At 61.8% G+C, this 20,595-nt stretch carries 17 protein-coding genes and 1 tRNA gene; 14 read left to right on the top strand and 4 right to left on the bottom strand.

Going from position 1 to position 20,595, the window contains the following annotated elements; all coding sequences use genetic code 11:
- Positions 1-63: 63 nt before the first annotated feature.
- Positions 64-753 carry a sulfotransferase family protein gene (locus CKW40_RS02125; protein ID WP_095198273.1) on the top strand — a complete coding sequence of 230 codons (690 nt, stop codon included), beginning with the start codon at positions 64-66 and terminating at the stop codon, positions 751-753.
- A gap of 153 nt (positions 754-906) precedes the next feature.
- Here CKW40_RS02125 and CKW40_RS02120 read toward each other — a convergent pair whose 3' ends face one another.
- The gene (locus CKW40_RS02120; RefSeq protein WP_095198272.1) at positions 907-1,347 is read right to left on the bottom strand and encodes a hypothetical protein; all 441 of its coding nucleotides are present in this window, start codon (positions 1,345-1,347) and stop codon (positions 907-909) included.
- Positions 1,348-1,698: 351 nt separating this feature from the next.
- Between CKW40_RS02120 and CKW40_RS02115 the strand changes: the two genes are divergently transcribed.
- The 3 genes from CKW40_RS02115 to CKW40_RS02100 all read left to right on the top strand — a co-directional run bounded on the left by CKW40_RS02115 (position 1,699) and on the right by CKW40_RS02100 (position 3,986).
- On the top strand, positions 1,699-2,421 hold the full coding sequence (locus tag CKW40_RS02115; RefSeq protein WP_095198271.1) for a LuxR family transcriptional regulator: 723 nt from the start codon (positions 1,699-1,701) through the stop codon (positions 2,419-2,421).
- Positions 2,422-2,607: 186 nt separating this feature from the next.
- Entirely contained in the window at positions 2,608-3,264 is a 657-nt protein-coding gene (locus CKW40_RS02105) for an acyl-homoserine-lactone synthase (RefSeq protein ID WP_095198270.1), read from the top strand.
- Between the two features lie 104 nt (positions 3,265-3,368).
- A complete protein-coding gene (locus tag CKW40_RS02100; RefSeq protein WP_095198500.1) occupies positions 3,369-3,986 on the top strand; it encodes a lysozyme family protein in 618 nt (205 codons plus the stop codon).
- Positions 3,987-4,080: 94 nt separating this feature from the next.
- Here the strand turns inward: CKW40_RS02100 and CKW40_RS02095 are convergent.
- Together CKW40_RS02095 and CKW40_RS02090 are read right to left on the bottom strand one after the other, a co-directional pair.
- Positions 4,081-4,156: transfer RNA gene (locus tag CKW40_RS02095), tRNA-Phe, on the bottom strand.
- A gap of 315 nt (positions 4,157-4,471) precedes the next feature.
- Complete coding sequence (locus tag CKW40_RS02090) at positions 4,472-5,347, bottom strand: helix-turn-helix domain-containing protein (RefSeq protein ID WP_095198499.1); 876 nt, start codon at positions 5,345-5,347, stop codon at positions 4,472-4,474.
- Between the two features lie 104 nt (positions 5,348-5,451).
- On the opposite strand from CKW40_RS02090, the gene CKW40_RS02085 reads away from it, so the two are divergent.
- The 5 genes from CKW40_RS02085 (at position 5,452) to CKW40_RS02065 (ending at position 11,851) form a co-directional block, all read left to right on the top strand.
- Positions 5,452-6,720: an ABC transporter substrate-binding protein gene (locus CKW40_RS02085; protein ID WP_095198269.1), complete on the top strand. Its 1,269-nt coding sequence runs from the start codon at positions 5,452-5,454 to the stop codon at positions 6,718-6,720.
- 288 nt (positions 6,721-7,008) lie between these two features.
- Positions 7,009-7,869, top strand: a complete 861-nt coding sequence (locus CKW40_RS02080; protein ID WP_095198268.1) for a carbohydrate ABC transporter permease — start codon at positions 7,009-7,011, stop codon at positions 7,867-7,869.
- Positions 7,866-8,702 (top strand): carbohydrate ABC transporter permease, encoded by an 837-nt coding sequence (locus tag CKW40_RS02075; protein ID WP_095198267.1) that lies wholly within the window; start codon positions 7,866-7,868, stop codon positions 8,700-8,702. The genes CKW40_RS02080 and CKW40_RS02075 overlap by 4 nt, the downstream gene beginning before the upstream one ends.
- Positions 8,703-8,710: 8 nt before the next feature.
- Positions 8,711-9,790, top strand: coding sequence for an ABC transporter ATP-binding protein (locus tag CKW40_RS02070; protein ID WP_095198266.1), 1,080 nt, complete (start codon positions 8,711-8,713; stop codon positions 9,788-9,790).
- A gap of 33 nt (positions 9,791-9,823) precedes the next feature.
- A complete protein-coding gene (locus CKW40_RS02065) occupies positions 9,824-11,851 on the top strand; it encodes an aldo/keto reductase (RefSeq protein WP_095198265.1) in 2,028 nt (675 codons plus the stop codon).
- Between the two features lie 22 nt (positions 11,852-11,873).
- Here the strand turns inward: CKW40_RS02065 and CKW40_RS02060 are convergent, their stop codons facing one another.
- Positions 11,874-12,782 (bottom strand): AraC family transcriptional regulator, encoded by a 909-nt coding sequence (locus tag CKW40_RS02060; RefSeq protein WP_244571056.1) that lies wholly within the window; start codon positions 12,780-12,782, stop codon positions 11,874-11,876.
- Positions 12,783-12,995: 213 nt separating this feature from the next.
- Here CKW40_RS02060 and CKW40_RS02055 point away from each other — a divergent pair, with 213 nt between their 5' ends.
- From CKW40_RS02055 to CKW40_RS02035, 5 genes are all read left to right on the top strand, one after another.
- Positions 12,996-14,462, top strand: coding sequence for an alpha-glucosidase/alpha-galactosidase (locus CKW40_RS02055; RefSeq protein WP_095198264.1), 1,467 nt, complete (start codon positions 12,996-12,998; stop codon positions 14,460-14,462).
- 107 nt (positions 14,463-14,569) lie between these two features.
- Positions 14,570-16,651, top strand: coding sequence for an ABC transporter substrate-binding protein (locus CKW40_RS02050; protein WP_095198263.1), 2,082 nt, complete (start codon positions 14,570-14,572; stop codon positions 16,649-16,651).
- 115 nt (positions 16,652-16,766) lie between these two features.
- Positions 16,767-17,774, top strand: coding sequence for an ABC transporter permease (locus tag CKW40_RS02045; protein ID WP_095198262.1), 1,008 nt, complete (start codon positions 16,767-16,769; stop codon positions 17,772-17,774).
- Positions 17,775-18,914: an ABC transporter permease gene (locus CKW40_RS02040; RefSeq protein WP_095198261.1), complete on the top strand. Its 1,140-nt coding sequence runs from the start codon at positions 17,775-17,777 to the stop codon at positions 18,912-18,914.
- A gap of 10 nt (positions 18,915-18,924) precedes the next feature.
- Positions 18,925-20,592 carry an ABC transporter ATP-binding protein gene (locus tag CKW40_RS02035; protein ID WP_095198497.1) on the top strand — a complete coding sequence of 556 codons (1,668 nt, stop codon included), beginning with the start codon at positions 18,925-18,927 and terminating at the stop codon, positions 20,590-20,592.
- Positions 20,593-20,595: the final 3 nt, after the last annotated feature.

Below are 20,595 nucleotides of genomic sequence, written 5' to 3'. Positions count from 1 at the left end.
CCATCCAAAGTGAAAATCAGATACGTCGCTGGCATAAGCTGGCCACGCAGTGGACATCACCTGATGCATCGGCTCGCCCTGAGCTATTTCGGCAACGATTTCAATTACTGCCTGTTTTACCCCACTGATAATCCTGACTGTTGCCGCACATTTCCGTGCGTCAGGCCGGGGGTCAAATTCTCGAAGAACCACGATTTCGATCTATCGGGGCGGATCCTGCCGGATGTTCCTTATCTGGTCCAGCATCGCTCGTTCATGCCCGGAACCGTATCGGACTTTGAACTGTATCTCCTCGATGGCGGTGCGGACACGAAGGAAAGCTTTAAAGAATTCGCACTCATCCGAACCGATGGATGGGCTGCCTTTATGGCAAAGTGGGTGGACAGCCGGATTAAATTCGAGCGTCTGTTGGTGGGCTACGAAGATTTTGTGTCCGATCCGCAAGGGACCATGAAGAGGGTCATCCCGTTCTTTGCGCCAGGAGAGAAACCCGATGAAGAACGCCTGGCGCGCATTGTGAAGAACGAAACCCACGTCGCCGTCACCAAGCAAGGCGGCGAGGAATGGACCGCCAATGCCGGTGTCAAGGCGTTCCGGAAAGTCGAGGCCTTTCGGTTCTATGACGCCGGATTGTTCCGGGAACTGGAACTTATTGCGCAGGAGAAGCGCCGCGCGATTACCAAAGAAGCCGCGCCGCGCCCCTCGATCGGCCGCTTCAGACTGCCGCTGATGAAGGCCATCTTCGGGCGCTAGAGCAATTCCAGGAAAAGTGTGAGCGGTTTGCCGTTTCCGTGAAACGGTGAAACACTCTAGACTCGCAAGACCGCAGATGGGGCGTCGTGCTCGACGCCTCCGCGACAGCTTCAAAGCCAAATGCCGGGCCGGACCAAAAGGTCACCCGCGGTTCTAGGCAGCGCGAGCCGGCGGCAGTTCGAACAAATTGGCGCCATTCTCCTGGCCGCGCTCGACATAGCCGATAACGCCGAACCATCTGGCGACGTCAGGCCCCTGCAGCCAGCTGCGCGAGTGGATGGGAAGATTGCCGGCGAGCGCCTGGATGTGGCGGATATGCCGCTTGCAGAAGCGCACGGTCGAGCCTCGGAAGAAATCCTCCTGCGCGGCAAACAGCGTATCGGCGGCATCGCTGTTCTCATGCCAGGCGATGATCGCCACGGCCTTCTCGCCTTCGACAAGCGCGTGCGCCCGGCCTTCCTTCAAATTCATCATCAGATTGTCGTAGGCGATCTTGCTGTCCTTGCCGGCCGCCGCGTATTCGTCCAACATCCGCTTGGACAGGCCATGGAAGACATCCTCGAGATCCCCGAGCGTCGCTGCACGTGCTCTCATCTCACCTCCTGCAGCCCCAAGGGAAGTTTGCCCTAGGGTTGAGGGGGTGCCAAGCAAATCGAATCCGGATGCAGGCCTATCCGAGCAAAGTGATTTCGGCCGGGTTGCGCGGACTTCCCGATCATCGCGGGAAACGTCCGGAAAATGAACGGCAGCGTCTCGTTTGCCGCTGCCTGCATGCGTTCGGGAATCTTGGTCCGGCAGATCGGCTGCAACCACCGCAATTCGTCAAGAAACGCCAATCGATCCCTCCTTGCCCGTTGGCAAAACAGCGATCGCTCTATTAGGATATTAAGAATTGCTGAATTGCCTTATACTTGCATCGCGGCGTGGAGGCTGGGGGTCTCTGGCATGATCGATTCAGACGTATTCGACTTTGTCGAACGCTGCAGAAAGCACACGGCAACCGGGCCGCTTCTGGGCGACCTGCTTGAGACTGTCAGGAATCTTGGCTTCGAGCACCTTATCCTGAGCGGCGTCCCCCTCGGCGGCCAGAAGCTCGCGCCGATGGTTGAACTGAACGGCTGGCCGGCGGGCTGGTTCGAGCGCTATGTCGCGGCCGAGCATGCCGCTGTCGACGGCGTTTGCATTTACTCTGCCAAGACGCTGAAGCCTTTTTTCTGGGCCGATGTTCCAGCGAAATGGTCTGATACGGAAGGTTCTAGACGCGTTGCGGGCGAAGCGACGGAATTTGGTATCTTGAGTGGTTTTGCGGTGCCGATGCTCAGCGTCCACCATTGGCAGTCCGTCCTGTCCTTCGCCTCTTCGCAAAAGAGCTGCAGCCTGTCGCCACGCCAGCAGGTGCAACTGGTCACCATGGCGGTCTATGCCGGCATGTCGATCCAGGCCCTGTCGAACAACGATGACGGCGACGAAGGCCCGCTGACCGATAGGGAGAAGGAAGTGCTTCTATGGGCCGCGGCGGGCAAAACCTCGTCTGAAACGTCCCAGATCCTTGGCCTGACCGAGCGCACGGTCAAATGGCACTCGACAAGGGCACGCGAGGCCTTTGGCGTCGCGACGACCACGCAGGCGGTCGTTGAAGCCGTGCGCAGGCGCCTGATCCATCCTTAATGCATGTCGCCCAAAAGTGACCTCGGTTTTGGGAGAACGACATGCATAAAAACAAAGACCTAAAGCGCGTCGCATGAATCCGTCTCAACGCGACGCGCTTTAGCCACGTCAACTGTCCGATCGGACAGGTGACGTACTTTAGAACGGCTGCAACTATTCCTCCGAGATCGATCGGGGGATCGCGCAATGATAAAAGTCCATGTCGTCAATGCGCTGAACAAGCATCTCTACGAAAACGAATTCGACGAGTTTCTGCGCCGTCGGCACGACTTTTTCGTGCATCAAAAACGCTGGCGCCCTCCAAGTCCAGACGGTCGCGAGCTGGACCAGTTCGATACGGATACGGCGACGTATCTGCTCGGTATCGAAGACGGTCGCGTGGTGACCTCGGCTCGACTAATCCCAACGAGCGAGCCGCACATGGTCTCGGAGGTTTTTTCTCACATGTGCGAAAAATCGGGCGTGCCCAGACGTCCCGACTGGGCCGAATGGACACGCACATTCGTCGTTCCCGACAAACGTTCGACCGGGCTGCGGGGGACACTGACGCAGTTGTGTTGCGCGGTGATGGAATACGCGCTCGACGAAGGCCTTGCCGCGGTGGGTGGCGTCCAGGAAACCTATTTCATGCCGCATCACGGCGCGCTGAAGTGGCGAGCGGAGCCGATGGGCATGGCTAGGGAACAGAACGGCGAGTGGTACATCGTCGCCTACATTCATGTGAATGAGGCGGCGCTGGCCAGTGTCCGCAAGATCCTTGGCATTGATTATTCGCTGCTGGTTCGGCGCGGCACGCAGTTGCCCTTTATCCAGTGGCCTGAGACCCGCTTGGATGTCGCCTGACGATGCCCTTGTTTCAGGGCCGAGAGCAGGAATCGGCATCCCATAAGAACGTCGAGGGCAGAAGATCGAAACTGTAGCGACAGGCCATGGAGGGGGGCAAGGACATGACGATCAATAGAAAATTCTTTTTTGACCACGCACGACTCGGACTCTTTGATGGAAAAATGTCGAGCTCGCAGGTGAGTGGTATCACTGTGATTCTCGACAAATGGGGACAGGAGATGCCTACAGCAGATGACCGTTGGCTGGCCTATATGTTCGCTACCGCACATCACGAAACCGGCCGAACAATGCAACCCGTAAGGGAAACGTTTGCGAGCACTGATGCTCAAGCCATCAAGATTCTCGATAAGGCATTTGCTGCTGGAAAGCTGCCTTGGGTGTCAAGTCCCTATTGGCGGCCGGACGCTCAAGGTATCTCGTGGCTCGGACGGGGTCTTGTTCAACTGACGCATAAGGCCAACTACGTCAAAATGGCGGCCCTTACAGATCCCAACTTAGCCACGAATCCTAGTCTCGCGATGAATATGGCGACTGCGGCCGACATCATGTTCCAAGGCATGATTAGAGGCTCTTTCACAGGGAAAAAGTTGAGCGATTTCTTTTCTGGTGCCAAAGAACAGTGGCGCGAGGCCAGAAAAATCATAAACGGACTTGAGAAAGCCGATCTTGTCGCAAGCTACGGAAAACAATATTACGCCTGCATAAGTTATACGGTGTAAAGGCGGCGGTATCGCCGACGTCGTGGCCCTCTGAAGGGCAGGTAGACAAGGGCTGTGTGCTTGGAGGTATGAGTTTCTCTGGACAGTAAGGCAATGGTGCCCAGAGGCGGATTCGAACCACCGACACGCGGATTTTCAGTCCGCTGCTCTACCAACTGAGCTATCTGGGCCTGTTCCGGCAAACGAAAACGCGTGAACCGGATTTCATCAAGGCGCCGTGGGGCGCCCCTTGAAAGCGCGTGGGTTATAGCACGGGAATTTAGCCTGTCCAGCGCCTAGGTGGCGATTTCCGGCAGGAAAAGACAGGTTGTGGAAAGGCTGACTTTATCAGTGCTTCATTGCCGGAATGGCGCGCGCAAGCTGGTCCTTTGGTCTCCAGCGTCTTTATCTGCGCCACCAATAGGCGCCGCTATTGGCGTAGTCCGTTCTTAGCCGACGATCGAGATGCCGCATTGCCGACAGGCAAGCAGCAACTGGCTGTCGCACTACCTGGCGCCTCCGGCCACGCCCTTGCGAAAATCGGACGGCGTCATGCCGGCCAGTTTGCGGAACGATTTGTTGAAGGCGCTGAGTGAGCCGAAACCGGAGTCCATGGCGACGCGCAGCACATTTGCGTCCTGATGCATCAACAGCGCCTGCGCGTAGCTCAGCCGCAACAGGTTGACATACTCGTTGAGCGTCATGCCGGTCGATTTCTTGAACAGGCTCATGGCGTATTTGGGATGAATATCGGCGGCGGCCGCGATGTTCATGCAATCGATGTCGTAGAGGAAGTTCTCGGCGATGAAGTCGCACATGCGCCCGACATTGCGCGACGATTGCTGGTCGAAGGCACTGCCGGCTTCCTGCCCGGCCGCCGTTTCGGGCACCAGCCGGTAAGGCTCGAACCGCACCCGCTCCAGCCGCAGCAGAAGCTCGTTGACGGCGTGCTCGGCCTTGGCCGGGTCGCCCGAGCGGGCATAGCGGTTCCAGCGGGCGAAATTGTCGTTGTCGGATTGATCGGTGGCGCCGGTCACCAGGGTCGCACCCGTCATCAGCCGGTGGCGCACATCCGCTGGCAGATGCAGGCGGAAGAAATGCACCAGCGGCAGATGCGCGCCGGCATAGATGGCGTCGTCAGAGAGATCGTCCATCTGATGCGGCAGGCCGCCCCAGAAGAAGCACATCTCGCCGGCCGAAAGCGAAATTTCGTGGTCGTTCATGCGGTAGTGCACGCTGCCGCGGACGATGAAATTTACCTCCACCTGGGCATGCCAATGCGGCTTCAGCATCACCAGCGGAGCGGTGTGAAACATCTGCAGGAGCAGCGGCAGGCCTTCCACGCTGCTGGCGCCAGGCTGGTAAAACGGCCGTTCCGGCATCTTACTTTCCGCCAATTCCGTATTCCCTTTGTCGGCGACAAGCCTTCCGCGCTGCATAGTCTAGCCCGGCTCGCAGAGAGAGCAAATGAAATGGGAGGATTTCAATGCGCATCACACTGACCTGCGCCGCGCTCGCGCTTGCCCTGGGCTCAGCCCCGGCCTTTGCGCAGTCCGGCGAAATTACCATCTGGAGCTGGAACGTCGCCGCTTCCTCGCTGAAGGCGACGGTTGCCGGCTTCAACAAGCTGCATCCCGACATCAAGGTCACGGTCCAGGATCTCGGCAACCAGCCGACCTACGACAAGTCGATCGCCGGCTGTGCCGCCGGCGGCGTTGGCCTGCCCGACATCGTCACCATCGAGAATGGCGAGGCCGAGAATTACTGGAGCCAGTTCCCCGACTGCTTCGTCGACCTGCACACGCTGGGCTACACGGCGGAAGACCAGAAGAAATTCCCCGATTTCAAACGCACCGAGCTCGAGGTCGGCGACAAGGCCTATGCCATGCCCTGGGATTCAGGCCCGGTCGCCGCCTTCTATCGCCGCGACTACTACGAGAAAGCCGGCGTCGACCCGGCATCGATCAAGACCTGGGACGATTTCATCGCCGCCGGCAAGAAGATCCAGGCCGCCAATCCGGGCGTCTCGATGACCAACGCCGATTTCAACGGCGACAGCGAATTCTTCCGCATGATCTCCAACGAGCAGGGCTGCGCCTATTTCGCCGAGGACGGCCAGTCGATCACGGTCAACCAGCCCAAATGCGTCGACGCCATGACCAAGGTCAAGGAGATGAAGGACGCCGGCATCGTCTCGTCCGCCGACTGGGGCACCAAGATCACAAACAACACGGCGGGCGCCGTCGCCACCCAGATCTATGGCGGCTGGTATGAAGGCACCATCCGCACCGAATCGGCCGGCGAAAACGGCAAATGGGGCGTCTATCTGATGCCGAGCCTCACATCAGACGGTCCGCGCGCCGCCAATCTCGGCGGCTCGTCGCTGGCCATCACCTCGGCCTCGAAGAACAAGGAAGCGGCCTACGAGTACCTGAAATACACGCTCGGCACCAATGAAGGCCAGATCACCATGCTGAAGGAGTTCGGCCTCGTTCCCTCGCTGGTCTCGGCGCTGAATGATCCTTACGTCAGCCAAGGCCTGCCTTACTGGGGTGGCCAGGCGGTATGGAAGGACATTCTGGGCACCTTGCCCAAGGTCGTCCCCAGCCGTGGCACGCAGTTCCAGAGCGATGCCGAAATCATCGTTCGCGCGGTGCAGACCAAATATCTGGGCGGCGGCTATCCCGACGCCAAGGCAGCACTCGACGACGCCGCAAAACAGATCGCGGCGGCGACCGGGTTGCCGGTCAAGTGAATGCCAGCTCCCTTCTCCCCCTTCACGGGGGTGAGGAGAGGTCCGCGTAGCGGACGAAGAGCCAAATGCTTGGCTCTTCGAATGACGAACGCCCGGAGCGACAGCGAAGGGCTACCGTGCCGGTCCTCCTCCGCAGCTACTGCGGAGGAGGACCAGGCGGATGAGGGGCGGCGCCGAGATCGGCATTTTAGGCCTGCCGACAACAATCGCGGCGTCGCGTTTGCTGGGCATCAGCACGACGACGACGTCGACAGACAGAAGCCTATAAGCAGAAGAAGGAGGAGGAAGATGCGCAACCGCAACGCCACGGCCTATCGTTTCCTGGCGCCCTATCTCCTGATCTTCTCCGTCTTCTGGGTGTGGCCGATCATCTCTTCGTTCATCATCTCCTTCCAGGCGACACGCACCGTGCCCTGGCGCTTCGCGCCCGGCTTCAACTGGGGCCGGCTGATCGGCGATCCGGCCTTTTTCAATGCGCTGAAGAACACACTGCTCATCCTCGTCATCCAGGTGCCGGTGATGATCGCGCTGGCCATGGTGATGGCCGTGCTTTTGAATTCGCCGCTCCTGAAGGCGAGGGGGCTCTACCGCTTTGCCTTCTTCGCTCCCGTCGTCGTTGGCGAGGTCGCCTATTCGGCGGTGTTCCGGCTGATGTTCAGCCTCGATTTCGGCATCGTCAACAAGCTCCTGAACAGCATCGGGCTGCCCAAGATCGACTGGTTCTCCAATGTCACGCCGGCCATGGCGCTGATCATGATCGCGGTCACCTGGCGCTGGGCCGGCTACAACGCCATCATCCTTCTGGCCGGCATGCAATCCATCCCCGAGGACGTCTACGAGGCGGCGACGCTCGACCGCGTCAGCAAGCTCAAGCAGTTCTTCTACATTACCTTGCCACTCTTGAAGCCGGTCATCGTGTTCTGTCTGGTGCTGTCGATCATCGGCACCATGCAGCTGTTCACCGAGCCCTTCCTGATCACCGAGCGCGGCGGACCGGGCGGCGGCACCGAGACGCTTGGCCTGCTGCTCTACCGCCAGGGGTTCCGGTCGCTCAATTTCGGCTACGCCTCGGCCGTCGCCTACACCATGGCGGCGCTGGCGATCGCGATCACGCTGGCGCAACTGTGGCTGACGAGGGAAAAGCAATGAGCTCGCTCTCTTCGGCCAGGCTGAGACGCAGCATTGCGCTGCATCTTTTCCTCACCCCGCTGGCGCTGATCTGGCTGTTCCCGCTGTGGATGATGGTGGTGTTCTCGACGATGCCCGACAACGGCATCTTCAGTCCCGGCATCGAGCTCCTGCCGCACGGTAATTTCGTCGACAATTTCAACAATCTGCAGCGCGACACCAACTTCGTTGGCGCCATCGGCATCTCCGTCTCGGTGGCGGTGACCTACACCTTCCTGTCGGTGCTGTTGACGTCGATGGCCGGCTGGGCGCTGGCCCGCTACCAGTTCGTCGGCAAGAGCGGGGTCGTCGGCATCATCTTCGGCACCATCACGCTGCCCTATGCGGTGGTGCTGATCCCGCAATTCATCATGGTGGCGCGCGACTTCCAGCTCGCCAACACCTGGGTGGCGCTGATCGTGCCGCCGCTGTTCAATTCGCTCGGCGTGCTGTTCATGCGTCAGAGTTTTTCGATGATGCCCGACGATTTGTTCGACGCCGCCCGCGTCGAAGGCGTGAAGGAATGGCGCATTTTCCTCTTCGTCGCGCTGCCGCTGGCGCGGCCGATGCTGGCGGCACTCGCCATCATCCTGTTCCTGGCTTCCTGGAACAATTACCTCTGGCCGCTTCTGATCAACAGTCAGCCCGGCTCGATGACGGCGCCGGTGGCGCTCGGCACGCTGATCGGCCTCACCAAAGTGTCGTGGGGCGGCATCATGGCGGGCGCGGTGATGCTGACCGTACCGATGCTCATCGTCTTCGTACTCCTGCAGCGCCATTTCATCGCCGGCATCGCCGCCGGCGCAGTCAAGTAAGAGGCAGCATGGCAACCGTTACGCTGAGCAATGTGGTCAAGCGCTTCGGCGCCTTCGAGGTCGTCCATGGCGCCAACATCGACATCAAGGACGGCGAGTTCGTCGTTTTCGTCGGCCCCTCCGGCTGCGGCAAGTCCACCTTGCTCAGGATGATCGCCGGGCTGGAGGACATCAGCGGGGGCGAGATCGCCATCGGCGGCAAACTGGTCAACGATGTCGAGCCGGCCGACCGCGGCATCGCCATGGTCTTCCAGTCCTACGCGCTCTATCCGCATATGAGCGTCGAGCAGAACCTCTCCTTCGGCCTGCGCATGACCGGCAACCCCAAGGCCGACACCGACCGGCGGGTGAAGCGCGCGGCCGAGATCCTGCGCATCAGCGAATTGATGGACCGGCGCCCGAAGAAACTATCCGGCGGCCAGCGCCAGCGCGTCGCCATCGGCCGCGCCATCGTGCGCGAGCCGCAAGTGTTCCTGTTCGACGAGCCGCTCTCCAATCTCGACGCCGAACTGCGCGTCCAGATGCGGGTCGAGATATCGCGCCTGCACAAGGAACTCGGCGCCACGATGATCTATGTCACGCACGACCAGACCGAGGCGATGACGCTCGCCGACCGGATCGTCGTGCTGCGCGCCGGCCATATCGAGCAGATCGGCCGGCCGCTCGATCTCTATGACGATCCCGACAATCTGTTCGTGGCCGGTTTTGTCGGCTCGCCGAAAATGAACTTCATCAAGGCGCAAATCGTCGGGCACGATGCGCGTGGCGTCGTGGTCGAATTGGCGGGCCAGGAGAAGACCCGTCTCACCCAGCCGCTGACCGGCCCTGCGCCCGAGCCGGGCAGCAAGGTCATCGTCGGTGTGCGGCCCGAACATTTCGGCAATGCCGGAGAAGGCGACACCGATCTCATCGTCGCCATCGACGTGGTCGAGCATCTCGGCGGCACGAGCTTTCTCTACGCCCGAACGGCCCATGGCGAAGACGTGGTGATCCAGCGCGACGCGGCGAAGGTTCCCACCACCTCCGAGGTCACCGTTTCCATCCGCAAATCCTACCTGTTCGACGAAAACGGGCTGCGGCTGCGCTGACCGGCCGCCCCCCAGCCTTCAAGGAGAATGACAATGACCGCAACCACGCCCATTCGCTGGGGCATTCTCGGTCCGGGCAGCATCGCCCAGGCCTTCGCCGGAGGCGTGGCCGCTTCGCGCACCGGAAGACTGGTCGCCATCGGCGCGCGCAATCCCGACAAGGCGGGCCTCGCCGAGGCCTTCCCCGGCGCCCGCATCGTCGACGGTTATGAAGCGCTGCTTGCCGATCCCGACATCGATGCCATCTACATCGCGGTTCCGCATCCCGGCCACGCGCAATGGGCGATCCGGGCGGCGGAAGCGGGCAAGCATGTGCTGTGCGAAAAGCCGCTGGCGCTGACCGCCTTCGAGGCCGACGCCATGATGCATGCCGCGCGCAAGGCCGGCACCTTTCTCGGCGAAGCCTTCATGTACCGGCTGCACCCGCAGACACTGAAGCTGGTGGACTTGATCAAATCGGGCGTCATTGGCGAGATCCGGATGATCAAGTCGAGCTTCGGCTTCGCCATGCCGCGCTTCATGCCGGAGCACCGGCTCTATGCCAACGAGTCTGCCGGCGGCGGCATCCTCGACGTCGGCGGCTATACCGTCTCGATGGCGCGGCTGATTGCCGGGGCGGCGGCAGGACAACCTTTCGCCGAGCCCGACAAGGTGGTGGGTACTGCCCATCTTGGCCAGTCCGGTGTCGACGAATGGGCCTCGGCACTGCTGCATTTTCCCGGCGGCATCGTCGCCGAGGTCTCCTGCAGCATCTCGCTCAACCAGGACAATGTGCTGCGCATTTTCGGCACCAAAGGCCGCATCGAAGTGCCGGACTTCTGGTTCGCCGGCGGAAATCGCGATGTCGGCCTCGGCCGGATCGACGTGATCGGCGCCGACGGCGCTCGCGAGACGATCAGCGTCGACGAGAAGCGCCATGTCTATTCTTTCGAGGTCGACGGCGCCGGCGCGGCCATCCTTGCTGGGCGGCAGGAATTTGCCTGGCCGGGCATGGATTGGGCCGACAGTCTCGGCACCTTGCGCGTGCTCGACAGATGGCGCGCTGCGGTCGGACTGGAATACGGGATCGAAAAGGCCGCGCTGCGCACCAGCACCATTTCCGGCCGGCCTCTGCGCTCTGGCGGAACAGCGATCGGCAAGCGCGCCATTCCGGGCTTGGCGAAACCGGCATCGGTGGTGGCGCTCGGCTTCGAGGATTTCCGCACATTCTCCTCGGGTTCGATCCTGCTCGATGCCTTCTTCGAGGCCGGCGGCAATCTCTTCGACACCGGTTTTGTCTATGGCGCCGGTTACACCGAAAAGCTGCTTGGCGAATGGCTGAAAAACCGCGGCGTGCGCGAGCAGTCGGTGATCATTGCCAAGGGTGCGCATTCGCCGCTCTGCTATCCCGACGTGATCGGCAAGCAGCTTGCCCAGTCGCTCGACCGTCTGCAGACCGACCATGTCGACATCTATTTCATGCATCGCGACAATCCCGATGTGCCGGTCGGCGAGTTCGTCGATGCCATGGATCGTGAGGTGAAGGCCGGCCGCATCCGTGGCCCGTTCGGCGGCTCGAACTGGACGATGCAGCGCATGGACGAGGCGATTGCCTATGCCGAGCGCACCGGCAAGCAGAAGCCCGGCGCGCTCTCCAACAATTTTTCGCTGGCCGAAATGCTGGAGCCGATCTGGGCGGGTTGCGTCACCTCGTCCACCGACGACTGGAAGGCCTGGCTGACATCCAGGCAGATGCCGAATTTCGCCTGGTCGAGCCAGGGGCGCGGCTTCTTCACCGAGCGCGCCGGGCGCGACCGGCGCGACAGCGAGGAACTGGTGCGGGTCTGGTATTCGGAGCGCAATTTCGGCCGTCGTGACCGCGCCATCGAGCTGGCCGAAAGGCTGCGGAAGAGCCCGATCCACATTGCGCTGGCCTATGTGCTCAACCAGCCCTTCCCATCGGTCCCGTTGATCGGGCCGCGCACGCTGGGTGAGCTGGAAGACAGCCTGCGCGCCCTGGACATCACGCTGCCGCCGGCCGATCTCGAATGGCTGGACGGCGGCAGCCTGCACGCCGCCTGATAGAGCAAGCCTCAAAGCGGCGTCAGCTCTCGTCGTCCGACACTTTGACGCCGCGCCTGGCCGGCGTTCGCAGACTGGCATACATGCCGGTGGTGCGGAACTGGCTGGGCGTGGTGCCGTAGAGGCGGCGGAAGACCTTCGAAAAATAATTCGCGTCCTCGAAGCCGCACAGGATGGCGACTTCCTTCACCGGCAGGAAGTCCGCCTTGGTCAACAGCTTCGCCGCCCGCTGCAGGCGCTGTTGCAGCACGAATTCGGCCGGCGGCAGGCCTTCACTCTCGGCGAAGCAGCGCGAGAAGTGGGCGCGGCTGAGGCCGCTGATCTGGACGAGCTCCGCCACCGGCAGCGGCTTGTCGAGATTGGCGTTGATGTGGTCGATGACAGGCTGCATGGCGCTCTGTTTCTCGGCAAAGGCATGCGAGCCGAAGACATCGTCATAGAGCGCCATCGCCGCCTCGTAGGCGATAGCGGACGCGGCACCCGGTGAGGCCGCCCCCTTGATGAGGCGCAGGCTGCAATCGGCAAGGTGGTCGACGGTCGCCGGCTTAAGCCGGAACACCGGACCGGAGACACTGAGGATCGACTTGTGGATGCGTAGCGCCTCCTCGCCGTTCATCGAAATCCAGAAATATTCCCAGCGCTCGTCCTTGGCCAGCCAGTAGCGGTGGTTGTGCGGCACCAGCACCAGCAGCGTGTCGTTCTCTTGCAGGCGGTAGTTGCGGTTCTCGTAGCGTAGCTGGCCGGTTCCGCTGATCGTGTGCTGGAGCACGGTGAACGGGGTCTGGCCGCGTTTGCGCCCGTCCCAATCGTAGGTCTCGTCCTCGCGCACCTCGTAGCCGGTGCTGGTCGGCATGGCATGCAGGCGCTGGCGACCGCGCGGCAGCGAGATCGTGCGCATCGACTGTCCGTTGGTGATCAAATCTCGTAGCACAAAATTACCCTTGAAAGCATAATCCTTCTCTGGTCGCGCCCGTGAATAAGGGCATAATCCCCTTCGAAAAGCGAGAGAGATCCGCAGGCGAGGAGCGGACAGGGAGGTTGGCAGGCCGGAATCCGGCTTGTCGCGCACACATGCCACTGCATGTGGCTGCAACCCATCCCTGTTATTCCCGGCCTGTCATTGGAATAAGATGAGGTGCGGCTGATGAGTTTCAAAATCGCTATCATTGGTGCCGGCAGCGTCGGATTCACCAAGAAACTGTTCACCGACATACTGTGCGTACCCGAATTTAGGGATGTCGAATTCGCGCTGACCGACCTCAGCGAACACAATCTCGGCATGATCAAGGCGATCCTCGACAGGGTGGTCGAGGCGAACCGACTGCCCACCAGGGTGACGGCTACGACCGACCGCCGCAAGGCGCTCGAAGGCGCACGCTATGTCATCAGCTGCGTGCGGGTCGGCGGTCTCGAAGCCTATGCCGACGACATCAGGATTCCGCTGAAATATGGCATCGACCAGTGCGTCGGCGACACGATCTGCGCCGGCGGCATCCTCTATGGCCAGCGCAACATTCCGGTGATCCTCGACTTCTGCAAGGACATACGCGAGGTCGCCGCGACGGGCGCCAAATTCCTCAACTATGCCAACCCGATGGCAATGAACACCTGGGCGGCGATCGAGTACGGCAAGGTCGACACGGTCGGCCTCTGCCACGGTGTCCAGCATGGCGCCGAGCAGATCGCCGAGGTGCTCGGCGCGAAGTCCAGGAACGAGCTCGACTATGTCTGTTCCGGCATCAATCACCAGACCTGGTTCATCGATCTGCGGCTGAACGGTCGCAAGATCGGCAAGGACGAGCTGGTCGCCGCCTTCGAGGCGCATCCGGTCTATTCGCAGCAGGAGAAGCTGCGCATCGATGTGTTGAAGCGCTTTGGCGTCTATTCGACCGAAAGCAACGGACATCTCTCCGAGTACCTGCCCTGGTACCGCAAGCGGCCGGACGAGATCACGCGCTGGATCGACATGTCGGACTGGATCCATGGCGAGACCGGCGGCTATCTCCGCTATTCCACCGAAACCCGCAACTGGTTCGAGACGGAATATCCGCAATTCCTCGAAGCAGCATCGAAGCCGATTGATCCCACAAAACGCTCCAACGAACACGCCAGTCATATCCTCGAAGCGCTGGAGACCAACCGCGTTTATCGCGGCCACTTCAACGTCAAGAACAATGGCGTGATCACCAATTTGCCGCAGGATGCCATCATCGAATCGCCCGGTTTCGTCGACCGTTTCGGCATCAACATGGCCGCCGGCATCACGCTGCCGGAAGCCTGCGCGGCCACCTGCATGGCCTCGATCAACGTCCAGCGCATGTCGGTCCATGCCGCGATATCGGGCGACATCGATCTCTTGAAACTGGCCGTGCTGCATGACCCGCTGGTCGGTGCGGTGTCGACGCCGGAGGAGGTCTGGCAGATGGTCGACGAGATGGTCGTCGCCCAGGCCGCCTGGCTGCCGCAATACGCCCATGCGATTCCCGCCGCCAAGGAACGGCTGTCGAAATCCGCGGTCAAGACCCGCGAATGGGCCGGCGCCGCACGGCGAAACGTGCGCTCGATCGAGGAATTGCGCGCCGAGAAAGCCGCGCTCAAACAGGCCGGCTGAAATCTCGGGCGCAGCGACGGACCTTGGGAGGCAGGTCCGCCGCGTTGAGCCGTCCGGGCAGAAGACGAGCAGCAGCAAACGTCTGAACACGAGGGAGGAGATAGAAAATGAGGAATCTACGCAGCATTGGCATTGCCGCCGGACTGGCGCTGAGCGTCTCCGTTCCGGCACTCAACGCCTTCGCTTCCGAGCCGACGGTCCCGCCGACGCCGGCAACATTTCCGGCCGAGGGCAAGATCAAATACGTCGCACGCGACTCCATTCTGGAGTTCAAGGCACTGCCCGAATATCACGAGCCTGATTGGGTGACCGAAAAATACGTCAAGACCGGCAAGCTGCCGCCGGTGAAGGACAGGCTGCCGAAGGAGCCGCTGGTCTTCAAGACAGCCAACATGCCTGACGGCATCGGTGTCTATGGCGATACGATGCGCCATGTCATCGGCGGCCGGCCGGAAGGCTGGAACTATGGCGCCGGCCAGACGCAAGGCTGGGGCGGCATCGATATCGGCCTCTCCGAATGCCTGACGCGCACCGCGCCGCTTTTCCAGGTCGAGGCCAAGGATACCGAGCCGCTGCCGAACCTCGCCAAAAGCTGGGAGTGGTCGAAGGACGGCCACAAGCTGACCATGCATCTTGTCGAAGGCGCCAAATGGTCCGATGGCGTGGCCTTCAACGCCGACGATGTCATGTTCTATTGGGATGACGAGGTGGTCGACCCGAACGTCTCGCCGCTCAATGGCGCGACGCCGGAAACCTTCGGCGTCGGCACGACGCTGAAGAAGATCGACGACTACACCGTCGAGTGGACCTTCAAGGACACCTTCCCGAAACAGTACCTCTACGCCATGGCCTACGGCACCTTCTGCCCCGGCCCCGCGCATATACTGAAGCCGCAGCATCCGAAATATTCGAAGAACACCTACGACCAGTTCAAGAATGCCTTTCCGCCGGAATATATGAACATGCCGGTGATGGGCGCCTGGGTGCCGGTCGAATACCGGCCGGACGACATCATCATCATGCGCCGCAACCCCTACTACTGGAAGGTCGACGAAAAGGGCAACCAGCTGCCCTATCTCAACGAACTGCAGTACAAGCTGTCGACCTGGGCTGACCGCGACGTCCAGGCGGTCGCCGGCTCGGGCGACTTCTCCAACCTCGAGCAGCCGGAAAACTTTGTCGCCTCGCTGAAGCGCGCCGCTGAAGCGAACGCACCGGCGCGGCTCGCCTTCGGTCCCCGGCTCATCGGCTACAATCTGCGCTTGAACTATTCCGCCAATGGCTGGGGCAATCCGGACGAGCGCAGCCAGGCCGTCCGCGAGCTGAACCGCAATGAGGACTTCCGCAAGGCCGTCACCATGGCGCTCGACCGCAAGGCGCTGGGCGACTCCCTGGTCAAGGGGCCGTTCACCGCCATCTATCCCGGCGGCTTCTCCTCGGGCACCAGCTTCTATGACCGCAAATCGACCGTCTACTATCCGTTCGACCTCGCCGGTGCCAAGGCCGAACTCGCCAAGGCCGGCCTGAAGGATACCGACGGCGACGGCTTCGTGAACTTCCCGGCCGGCACCGCCGGCGGCAAGAACGTCGAGATCGTGATGCTGGTCAACAACGACTACGGCACGGACAAGAGCCTCGCAGAAGGCGTCGTGGCCCAGATGGAAAAGCTTGGCCTTAGAGTCGTGCTCAACGGCCTCAACGGCACCCAGCGCGATGCCTCGCAATATTCCGGGCGTTTCGACTGGCTGATCCGGCGCAACGACCAGGAACTGACCTCAGTCGTGCAGAACACCGAGCAGCTCGCACCCGTCGGTCCGAAGACCAGCTGGAACCACCGCGCGCCGGAAAGCGGCGAAGTCGACCTGATGCCTTTCGAAAAAGACCTTGTCGACATCGTCAACAAGTTTGTCGCGTCAGAGGACAATGACAAACGCGCCAGTCTGATGAGGGAGTTCCAGAAGATCTCGACCGAACATGTCTACAATGTCGGCCTGACGGAATATCCCGGCGCGCTGATCGTCAACAAGCGCTTCTCGAACATTCCGCAGGGCACGCCGATCTTCATGTTCAACTGGGCCGAGGATTCGATCGTCCGCGAACGCGTCTTCGTCAAGGCCGACAAGCAGGCGAAATACGAACTGTTCCCGCAGGAGCTTCCCGGCAAGCCTGGAGACAAGGGTCCGATGTAAGTTTACCTCCCTGACCAAGAGAGACCCGGCCGCGCTGCTGGCGCGGCCGGGCGAAACCAACCCTCCGAACGGCCCTCAATGGGATCGTGCGGCAAAATGAGGAAGCGGACCGTCCATGTTGCGATTCTTGGCTATGCGCATAGCATCGGCAATACCGGTCCTCGCCATCCTGAGCCTCGTCACCTTCGCCATCATCCAGGCGCCGCCTGGCGATTATGCCGACTACATCCGCTCGCAGCTGATCAACCAGGGCGGCGCTTCCTTCGCCGAGGCCGATGCGCAGGCCCAGGCCTACCGTGTCGAACATGGCCTCGATAAGCCGCTGCCCGTCCAGTATCTCAACTGGATCGGTGGCATCATCACCCGCGGCGATTTCGGCTACAGCCTCTACTACAACAAGCCGGTGGCCGATGTCGTCGGCGAGCGGCTGCCGCGCACGCTGCTCCTGGCGCTGGTCTGCCATCTGCTCGCCTCGGTGCTGGGCATCACCTTCGGCATATGGGCGGCGACAAGGCAATACACCTGGATCGACTCGACACTGTCGGCCATCTCCTTCCTCGGCATGACGGTGCCGCGCTTCCTGATGGCGCTGATCATTGTCTATCTCCTGGTCTTCCAGTTCAACGTGTCGGAGATCGGCTCTTTCTTCTCGCCGCAATATGGCGGCGCGCCGTGGTCGTGGGCCAAGTTCGTCGACCTCGTCAAGCATGTCTGGCCGGTGGTGGCGATCGCCACTTTCGGCGGCCTCGCCTACAATATGCGCGTCATGCGCGGCAATTTGCTGGATACGCTCAACGCGCAATATGTCGAGACGGCGAGAGCCAAGGGCCTGACCGGCAGCGCCGTCGTCATGCGCCATGCCGTGCCCAATGCGCTGCATCCCCTCGTCATGTATCAGGGCGTGGTGCTGCCCTACATGCTCACCGGCGAGATCGAGACGGCAATCATCTTCGCACTGCCGACCGTCGGCCCGGCGGTTGTCGGCTCGATGGCGGTCGGCGATGTCTATGTCACCGCCACCTTCATGATGGTGCTGGCGGCGACGCTGATCGTCGGCAACATCATCGCCGACATGCTGCTCGTCCTGCTTGACCCGCGCATCCGCCAATACGGAGAGAGCTAGATGCTGGCCCGCGATCCATCGCCCCCGCCGCTGCCGGCCGAAGTACCCATCGTCGCCAGACCGGCGCGCGGCAATGAGAGCTATATCGCGCTCGTCTGGCGCCGGTTGAAGCGCTCCTGGACCGGCATGGCCGGGCTTTGGCTCGTTGTGCTGCTGCTGGTGATGGCCGTCTTCGCCGAGTTCCTGGCGCCGATGGATCCAAAGGCGACCGATGTCGGCTTCGCGCCGCCGCAACTGCCTTCCTTCCACGACAAGGACGGCAATTTCGTCGCGCGGCCGCGGGTCTATGCGCTGGCCGATTCGGCCGACCTCGATCCGGTCACGTTCCAGCCCATCGTCGGCCCCGACTATGACCATCCAAGGCTGCTCGGCTTCTTCGTCGAGGGCGCGCCCTACAAGCTCTTCGGGCTGATCCCGGCGGACCGGCATTTCTTCGCCTCGATGGACGGCCAGCCTGTGCATTTCCTCGGCACCGACAAGTTCGGCCGCGATGTGCTGTCGCGCGCCATACATGGCTCACGGGTCTCGCTGATGATCGCGCTGACGGTCGTCTTCATCATCACCGTCATCGGCACCACCGTCGGCATGGTTTCGGGCTATTTCGGCGGCCGGTTCGATATCTGGACGCAGCGCTTCGTCGAACTGGTGCTCGCCTTCCCACAGCTGCCGCTCTATCTGGCGCTGACGACGCTGATCCCCGTCACCGCGCCGACCAATGTCTTCCTCGCCTTCGTCATCATCGTCATGTCGGCGCTGGGCTGGGCGCAGATGTCGCGCGAGGTGCGCGGCAAGACGTTGGCGCTGGCGCGCATCGAATATGTGCGCGCCGCCATGGCGGTCGGCGCCACCGACCGGCGCATCATCCTGCAGCACATCTTGCCCAATGTGATGAGCCACGTGATCGTCGCGGTCACCTTGGCGATCCCGACCGTGGTGCTGCTCGAATGCTTCCTCGGGTTCCTCGGCTTTGCGGTCAAGCCGCCGCTGATCTCCTGGGGCCTGATGCTGCAGGACACCGCAACCTATTCCGTCATCGGCACCTATCCCTGGATCCTGTCGCCGGTCGGTTTCGTGCTCGCTACAGTCTTTGCCTTCAACGCGCTGGGCGATGGCCTGCGCGACGCCGTCGATCCGTATTGAGGTGGCCGGGATGACCGTCGTACTCGCCGAGCCTTTCGCACCAGCCTTCCGCCTCGACCATGACGGGCGCCAGGACCAGCCCATCATCGACGCCCGCAACATCGAGGTCGCTTTCAAGGTCGAGCACGGCGTTGTCGAAGCGGTCAAGGACATTTCGTTCCAGCTCTATCGCGGCGAAACGATCGCCATCGTCGGCGAATCCGGCTCCGGCAAGTCGGTGACGGCGCGCGCCGTCATGGGGCTGCTGTCCAGACGGGCCACCGTGTCGCCGAAATCGAGCATCTGTTACGACGGCCAGAACATCCTGAAATTCCCGGAGAGCGAGCGGCGCAAATTGCGTGGCAACCGCATCTCGATGATCTTCCAGGAGCCGATGAGCTCGCTCAACCCGATCTATACGGTCGGCAGCCAGATCGTCGAGGCGATCCGGGTGCATCGCAAGGTGGGCCGCAGGCAAGCCTGGGCACGGGCGCTTGAACTGCTGCGGCATGTGCAGATCCCCGAGCCGGAGGCGCGGCTCAAGCAGTACCCGCACCAGCTCTCGGGCGGTCAGCGCCAGCGCGTGATGATCGCCATGGCGCTGGCCAACAATCCCGACGTTTTGATCGCCGACGAGCCGACAACCGCGCTCGACGTCACCGTTCAGGCGCAGATCCTCAACCTGATCCGCAACCTGCAGAAAGAGCTGCGGATGGCGGTGATTCTCATCACCCACGATCTCACCGTGGTGCGCAAATTCTCCGACTACGTCTATGTCATGCAGCATGGCGCGATGTGCGAGCACAACGTCACCGAGCGGCTATTCGCGGACCCACAGCACCCCTACACGCAGCGGCTGCTCGCCTCGGAGCCGCGCGGGCGTCCGCAACCGCTTCCTGAGGGCAGCGGCGCCATCCTCGAGGCGAATGATGTGCGCGTCTGCTTCATGCTGCGCCACGGCAGTTTCCTGAAGCCGGACTGGCGCGAGCTGGTCGCCGTCGACGATCTCGGCCTTAAACTTTGCCGCCACGAGACGCTGGGGCTGGTCGGCGAATCCGGTTCCGGCAAGACCACCTTCGGCCAGGCGCTGCTGAGATTGACCGACGCCAAGCGCGGCGAAATCCGCTTCGACGGCCAGCCGATCCACGGCCTCTCACGCAACGAGATGCGGCCGTTTCGCTCGCGTATGCAGATCGTCTTCCAGGATCCGTTCTCCTCGCTCAATCCGCGCATGACGATCGGCCAGATCATCGAGGAAGGGCTGATCGTCAACAGCATCGGGGCGACGCGGGCCGAGCGGGTCGACCGGGTGCGTGAGGCGCTGGTCAGCGCCGGCATGCCCGGCGATATACTGTCGCGCTTTCCCCACGAATTCTCCGGTGGCCAGCGGCAGCGCGTCGCGATCGCCCGCGCCATCGCGCTGGAACCCGAATTCATCCTGCTCGACGAGCCGACATCGGCGCTGGATCTCTCCGTGCAAGCGCAGATCATCGATCTGCTGCGCAAGCTGCAGGATGAGCGCGGTCTGAGCTACCTTTTCATCTCGCATGACCTCAAAGTGGTGCGCGCGCTGTGCCACCGCGTCATCGTCATGCAGAATGGCAAGATCGTCGAGCAGGGCCCTGTCGACGAAGTCCTCAATAATCCCAAGACCGCCTACACTGAACGGCTCGTCAGGGCCGCATTCGACGTGGCGTAGCAA

The organism is Mesorhizobium carmichaelinearum (genome assembly GCF_900199455.1).
GTDB lineage: Bacteria > Pseudomonadota > Alphaproteobacteria > Rhizobiales > Rhizobiaceae > Mesorhizobium > Mesorhizobium carmichaelinearum.
This window is presented reverse-complemented; position numbering and strand designations above follow the sequence as displayed.